Source organism: Flavobacterium sp. (assembly GCF_044368625.1).
Lineage (GTDB): Bacteria > Bacteroidota > Bacteroidia > Flavobacteriales > Flavobacteriaceae > Flavobacterium.
In genome coordinates, this window is record NZ_JBIPPD010000201.1 from 1 (window position 1) to 5920 (window position 5920).

At 31.8% G+C, this 5920-nt stretch carries 10 protein-coding genes; 7 read left to right on the forward strand and 3 right to left on the reverse strand.

The features are described from left to right. From ACIQ2X_RS12890 to ACIQ2X_RS12900, 3 genes are all read right to left on the reverse strand, one after another. Positions 1 to 424 (reverse strand): NAD(P)/FAD-dependent oxidoreductase (locus ACIQ2X_RS12890; protein ID WP_396179332.1); only part of this gene is annotated, 424 nt, incomplete at its 3' end. A 6-nt stretch (positions 425 to 430) separates the two neighbouring features. Next, the gene (locus tag ACIQ2X_RS12895; protein WP_396179333.1) at positions 431 to 628 is read right to left on the reverse strand and encodes a hypothetical protein; all 198 of its coding nucleotides are present in this window, start codon (positions 626 to 628) and stop codon (positions 431 to 433) included. Positions 629 to 667: 39 nt separating this feature from the next. Further along, positions 668 to 1243, reverse strand: a complete 576-nt coding sequence (locus ACIQ2X_RS12900; protein ID WP_396179334.1) for a MarC family protein — start codon at positions 1241 to 1243, stop codon at positions 668 to 670. 435 nt (positions 1244 to 1678) lie between these two features. Here ACIQ2X_RS12900 and ACIQ2X_RS12905 point away from each other — a divergent pair, with 435 nt between their 5' ends. From ACIQ2X_RS12905 to ACIQ2X_RS12935, 7 genes are all read left to right on the forward strand, one after another. Next, complete coding sequence (locus ACIQ2X_RS12905) at positions 1679 to 2245, forward strand: DUF3109 family protein (protein ID WP_396179335.1); 567 nt, start codon at positions 1679 to 1681, stop codon at positions 2243 to 2245. A gap of 154 nt (positions 2246 to 2399) precedes the next feature. Next, positions 2400 to 2741 (forward strand): hypothetical protein, encoded by a 342-nt coding sequence (locus ACIQ2X_RS12910; RefSeq protein ID WP_396179336.1) that lies wholly within the window; start codon positions 2400 to 2402, stop codon positions 2739 to 2741. 101 nt (positions 2742 to 2842) lie between these two features. Further along, on the forward strand, positions 2843 to 3130 hold the full coding sequence (locus ACIQ2X_RS12915) for a hypothetical protein (RefSeq protein WP_396179337.1): 288 nt from the start codon (positions 2843 to 2845) through the stop codon (positions 3128 to 3130). Continuing rightward, a complete protein-coding gene (locus tag ACIQ2X_RS12920; RefSeq protein WP_396179338.1) occupies positions 3127 to 3396 on the forward strand; it encodes a hypothetical protein in 270 nt (89 codons plus the stop codon). The genes ACIQ2X_RS12915 and ACIQ2X_RS12920 overlap by 4 nt, the downstream gene beginning before the upstream one ends. Further along, positions 3353 to 4000, forward strand: a complete 648-nt coding sequence (locus ACIQ2X_RS12925; protein WP_396179339.1) for a hypothetical protein — start codon at positions 3353 to 3355, stop codon at positions 3998 to 4000. Before ACIQ2X_RS12920 ends, ACIQ2X_RS12925 begins: the two co-directional genes overlap by 44 nt. After that, the gene (locus ACIQ2X_RS12930) at positions 3939 to 4826 is read left to right on the forward strand and encodes a hypothetical protein (RefSeq protein WP_396179340.1); all 888 of its coding nucleotides are present in this window, start codon (positions 3939 to 3941) and stop codon (positions 4824 to 4826) included. Before ACIQ2X_RS12925 ends, ACIQ2X_RS12930 begins: the two co-directional genes overlap by 62 nt. Continuing rightward, a complete protein-coding gene (locus tag ACIQ2X_RS12935) occupies positions 4813 to 5904 on the forward strand; it encodes a hypothetical protein (RefSeq protein ID WP_396179341.1) in 1092 nt (363 codons plus the stop codon). Before ACIQ2X_RS12930 ends, ACIQ2X_RS12935 begins: the two co-directional genes overlap by 14 nt. The last annotated feature ends 16 nt before the right edge of the window (positions 5905 to 5920 follow it).

Sequence of the window (5920 nt, forward strand, 5' to 3'; positions counted from 1 at the left end):
TTTTTTCTGGATTCGCTTTTTCGTGCGGAATAACAAAGTGCATCAACCCTTCAATTGCAAAAGTATTCGAAGCATTAATGGCTACAACAATTGTTTTTGTTAAGTATGATTTTTTATTAGTAACAACGATAAATTCGCCTGAAAAACCTTCAATTCTCAAAACTTTTTCATTCGAAATTTGAACTACATGGGGGTATAACGTTGCTAACTGTTCGGTGCTGTGGAGCATTAAATCAGACCCTAAAGTTCCGGCCGGAATTCCGTAGGCATTGTTGAATATTGCCTCTTGCAAATTTGAAGATTTTTGATGGGTAAAAATGCCGGTTTGTTTTTCGGCTGCAAACCATTTGTTTTTTGCCGAACCCAATACCAAAGCACAGGAAACTCCCGAAACGCCTCCTCCAATGATTAAGACATCAAACATGAAGTATTAGTTTTGTGTTTTGTCTTGAATGGCTTTTGACATGCGAAAAATAAGCAAAATCAAAACCGCACAAATGGAAGCTACAATTCCGATTAATCCCACTAGACTATCCCCTTTAAATAAATTTTCAAAATCAAGCATAGTGATGTTGAAAATGATTAAAGCGGTTGCTATAATAATTAATACAATCGTGAATATTTTCATTTTAGTGCATTTAAGAATGCGAAATTAAAAAAAAATTGATTAGATAAATAGTGCTTTAACATTACTTGCAAATAATTTAACAGCGATAGCAAGTAGTATAACTCCAAAGGTTTTTCGAATCACACTCAAACCATTTTTGCCAAGCTTTGTTTCGATTTTTTTGGAAGCTTTTAGAACCAAATACACCAAAATAATATTCAACACAATGGCTATAATAATATTGATGGCTTGGTATTGTGCCCGTAACGAAAGTAAGGTAGTCATCGTTCCCGCTCCAGCAATCAACGGAAATGCAATGGGAACAATCGATGCCGAACTCGCTTCATCATCTTTGTACAATCGAATGCCCAAAATCATTTCTAAGGCCAAGAAAAAAAGTACAAATGCACCGGCGACGGCAAACGAATTTACGTCAATGCCAATTAAACTCAGGATTTGTTCGCCCACAAAAAGAAACGTAATCATAATTACACCAGCCACAATCGAGGCTTTGCCAGATTCCACGTGTCCAAATTTGGTACGCAAATCGATAATAATTGGAATGCTTCCTACGATATCAATTACGGCAAAAAGTACCATTGCAACAGTGATAATTTCTCTAAAATCCAAATTCATAGCAGGGTCTTTTTTCTGGGTGCAAAAGTATTTCAAATAATTGTAGTGAAAGCTAATTTTGAGTTAATTTATGTGGAGGTACTTAGTTGCAAAGTTACTGAGGTTCAGAAGGTAAAAAGGTTAAAAGTCTAAAAGAGTTTTTAGTCATAAAGCTTAATAATATTGAAAATACAGTTGTCTTAATTCTAAATACTTTGGTCTTAATACTTTTCACATGTCTTAATTCTTGCTACTCTCGTCTTGATATTTCCTTCGTGTTGTCTTAATTCTTAATACTCTAGTCTTAATACTTTCCTTCGTGTTGTCTTAATTCTTAATACTCTAGTCTTAATACTTTCCTTCGGGTTGTCTTAATTCTTAATACTCTAGTCTTAATACTTTCCTTCGGGTTGTCTTAATTCTTAATACTTTCCAATCTTTCCCTATCTTTGCCCCATGTTTCAACTAGGAAAAACCATCGTGTCGGAAGACATTTTAGAGAAAGATTTTGTGTGTAATTTGTCGGCTTGCAAAGGCGCTTGCTGTGTCGATGGCGATGCCGGAGCACCGCTTACCGAAGATGAAACCAAAATCATGGAAGCCATTTATCCAAAAGTAAAACCTTTTTTACGCAAAGAAGGCATTGCCGCTATCGAAGCCCAAGGCCCGTGGGTTGTGGGTACCGATGGAACTTTAGAAACGCCATTGATTGACAATAAAGATTGTGCCTACGTCATCTTTGACGGCAAAACGGCACTTTGCGGCATCGAGCAAGCTTACAACCAAGGCATTGTTGACTGGAAAAAACCAGTTTCCTGTCATTTATACCCCATCAGAGTTAAGGATTTTTCTGAATTTGCCGCTGTCAATTACGACAAATGGGACATTTGCGATCCCGCTTGTAGCCTTGGTGCTGAACTCGAAGTACCCGTTTACAAGTTTGTGAAGGAAGCATTGATCCGCAAATTTGGCGAAGATTGGTATGCCGAATTAGAGAAAGTAGCTGCTGAATTGAAGAGGTAAAATCAATCGATTTTTTAAATTTTAGAAACGTTCGCTAACTGCGATATCAAATTATTTAACTGTAAAAAAATATTTAATAAATTTTTAACGCAATTTGTTTTGATTATCTGTTTTTTTTTTTTTTTGCTTTGTTATCTAATTAAAAGTATTCATTATGAAAAAATTTATTGCACTACCACTTTTTGGAATTTTATCGTTATCGTTCATTAATTTCAATGCAACAGACAACCTATTGATTGAACAACTAAATTTAACTGAAAACAATACAGTTGAATTGACCAATGTCAACCAAGATTTATGTTATTTTGGTACTGGCTCTTGGTCAAGTAAGAAGCATGTAACAAGTTCATTAACAAAAGATGCTGCAAAAGAAACAGTTTCTGCAAGCACCAGAGGAACAGATTGCGAATGCAAGGACAAAGGAGAAGTTGTAAAAGACCCAACTCCGACAATCGCCTACAATATGTCTTCACTTGTACAAAAATATGGAGCATAATGTAAGTATTTAGAGATAAAGCACTGTAAGGCGATGTTACGGTGCTTTTATAATTTTTTAAAAACCAAGAATAATTACAGCAAGTTATGAAAAATGTTTATATGATTGTAATACTTCTTTTGGCAATGACCACAATGTCATTTACAGAAGCCAATTCGCAGCCCGTTGAAAATTTTGAACTTATTGAAAAAGCAAATTACAACTACGGCACCTCTTCGTTTGTTGAGAAAAGAATTTTTTTGAGTAGTTTTATTTGGCATATTTATAGAGAAACTGTATCAGCAACAAGCACAAAAGAAGACGGAACAAAATGTGAGGATGATACGATAGATCCAGTTCTCGATGAGTACAATAGATGTATAAAAGTAATTGAAAAGTATAGTAAATGAAGAATGCAATTGTGATTATACTGCTGTTGTTGTTCGTAATATACAGTTGTAGAAGTCTGAATTTAATAGATGTAAAAGATTTAGATGAAAAAAAATGGTCAGAACTAGAAAAAATCTCGGTAAAAAGTGACCGTGGCTATAAGTTTGTTAAAACCACATTTAAAGATGGTCAATACAATACAAGTATGGTTTCTGCAAGCACTAATATGAAAATCACGGCTGATGAAAAACGAAAAATTGAAAAAATTTTACAGAAATACGACTAAAATTTATATAATCTCTGTGTGTGTTCTTATTTTGTTTTCGGTTGTATTTAGTTCTTTTGACACGGGTTATGGAAGTCATATCAGATTTTATGATAAAGAGCCAAACAAGCATGTACAATTTGTTCTAAACTCAATTAGAAATCAAAAAATTTTCAATGTATTTCGTGTTAACACCGGTCTTAATACGGGTTACGGTTTTTTTTCTCCAAATGTTGCAAGTGATTTTTTAATCTTTCATGAGATATATAAGAAAAAAACTGTTGCTTATAAAAAGTCTGATTGGATGTTACAAACTAAAGAAGGTAAACATAGATTTTCAAACTTAAATAATTCCTTCATGGAATTTTTAGACGAAGAAGATAAAAAAAATGCCGCTGAAAAAGATTCTCTAAAAATAAAATATTACAAGATGATTGTTAATCGATTAAATTCATATCATTTAAAGTATGACAATAGCATCGATTCTATACGAACTACCATTTACTTATATCATTTCCCTTATTTAAGCGAATTCCCTCTTTTAAAACCTAAATTGATTAAAATTGAACAGCAGACCAAAAAAAATACTTCAAAATTTTCTGAAACAGTATCAACTCGAAAATAATAATCCAGTTTTTATTCCTTTCTTTAGAATAGCAACTGGGCTCATATTAATATTGCTTTTTTTGTCATTTTTAAAAGATTTCAATCTTTTGTACGGTCTCAACTCAATTATTCCATCTGATATTCATACTGTTTATTCCAGCAGCGAGGTAGTAAATTATAACCAAATTATAGAATTAATTAACATATTAGTAGGGGATGAAATAGTTGCAGTCAATATTTTTAAATTTATTTTTATCACTTTATGTGTCTTTGTAATAATAGGATTTTATTCTCGAATCTTTGCAATTTTTTTATTACTCGCATTTACTTCTTTAATAAAGTCAAGTGGTTTGTATAGTTATGGCGTTGACTTTTTTTTAATGATGTCATTACTCTACATAAGTATCTTACCATCCGATGATTATTATTCAATACTAAAAAACAAAACAAAGTCAAGGTATACAATACAACAGAAAACTTTTCAAATTCACATTTGCATTGCCTATTTTGTTTCCGGGCTTGAAAAATTATCCGGATATAACTGGAGAAATGGTGAGTCAATTTGGAAAGCCATTCACTTGCCAAGTTTTGGAAACGACTTTACTATTAACATCGATTTTCTAGGTAAATATCCAATACTATTTATCTGTTTATCTTGGTTTACAATATTGGTAGAACTTCTATATCCATTTTTTGTTCTTAATAGAAAAACACGATTATTTTGGTTATACGCTACGATGTCAATGCATTTAGGGATTGCTATTTTTTTAAACTTATATTTTTTCTCGGTGACCTTAATAGTTTGGAATCTAACGGCATTTTATTTTAAAGATGGAAATACCTAATAATCTTTTGTACTATATTATTTTTTTTTCACATAGTTTACTTTACTGCCAAGTAGATACAGTTGCGACCGAAAAATTGCAAGAAGTGATTATTGTTAATAAAAAAACTGTAAAATTAAAAAAGAATAGAGGTATATATGAGGTTAATGTACAGGGTACAAGTTTTGAAGATCAACAAGATACTTGGGAAGCTCTAAAAAACATTCCACTTCTTCGAGTTGCGGACGATAATCCCATAAAAATAAATGGAAAAGTTGCCTCAATTTTTATTAACGGTATCGAAAGCAATCTCGGTGCAAATGAATTAGAGGATTATTTAAAATCCTTAAATCCCAAAACAGTAAAGCAATTAGAAATTACCACAAACCCAAATGCAAGCTACGAGTCTTCCGTAGGGTCGGTTTTAAATATTGTGATACAGAAAGTATCTGAAAATTATCGATTTGGAGTGAACGCTACAAATGGTATAAAAACTAATTATTATAATTTTTTAAGTGGTAACTATGCTGTAAATGTAAAAAAAACTTCATTTTATACCAATTATAGTTTTAACTATTTGCCACAGGTTAATACCTCTAAAATTAAAAGGCAAATTAATGACGAGACTTTAAACTTAAAAAATAAAGAAAATGAATTGGAAAGAAAACATATCTGGTTTTCAAACATAAATCACACATTTTCGAAAAACAATATACTAGATTTTACCTATTCATTCAGTACAAATAACGATGTTTTAGATGGAAATAGTTCCAATGACAGTTTTAATAGATCAATTGCTGTAGATAAAGCAAGCAACATTCACAAATTATCGCAAATCTGGAAGTATGATTTTAATGATAATGCATCATTAGATTTAGGAATTCATCAAGTTTTTAATAACCAAAATAACAGCAATTTTGCTAATGAAAATAATAATTTTCAGAATCAGGGTATTAATTCCGAAATCAAATTATTTATCGGTTTTGTAAATTTTAAATATAATAAATGCATATCCGTTTTTAATCATACTCCTGTAATGCTTGCTATCACTAGTCTATCGAAGATTTTCTCACCAAAATATCTGCGATTTAGCTTATAAACAAACTCGTTCAGAT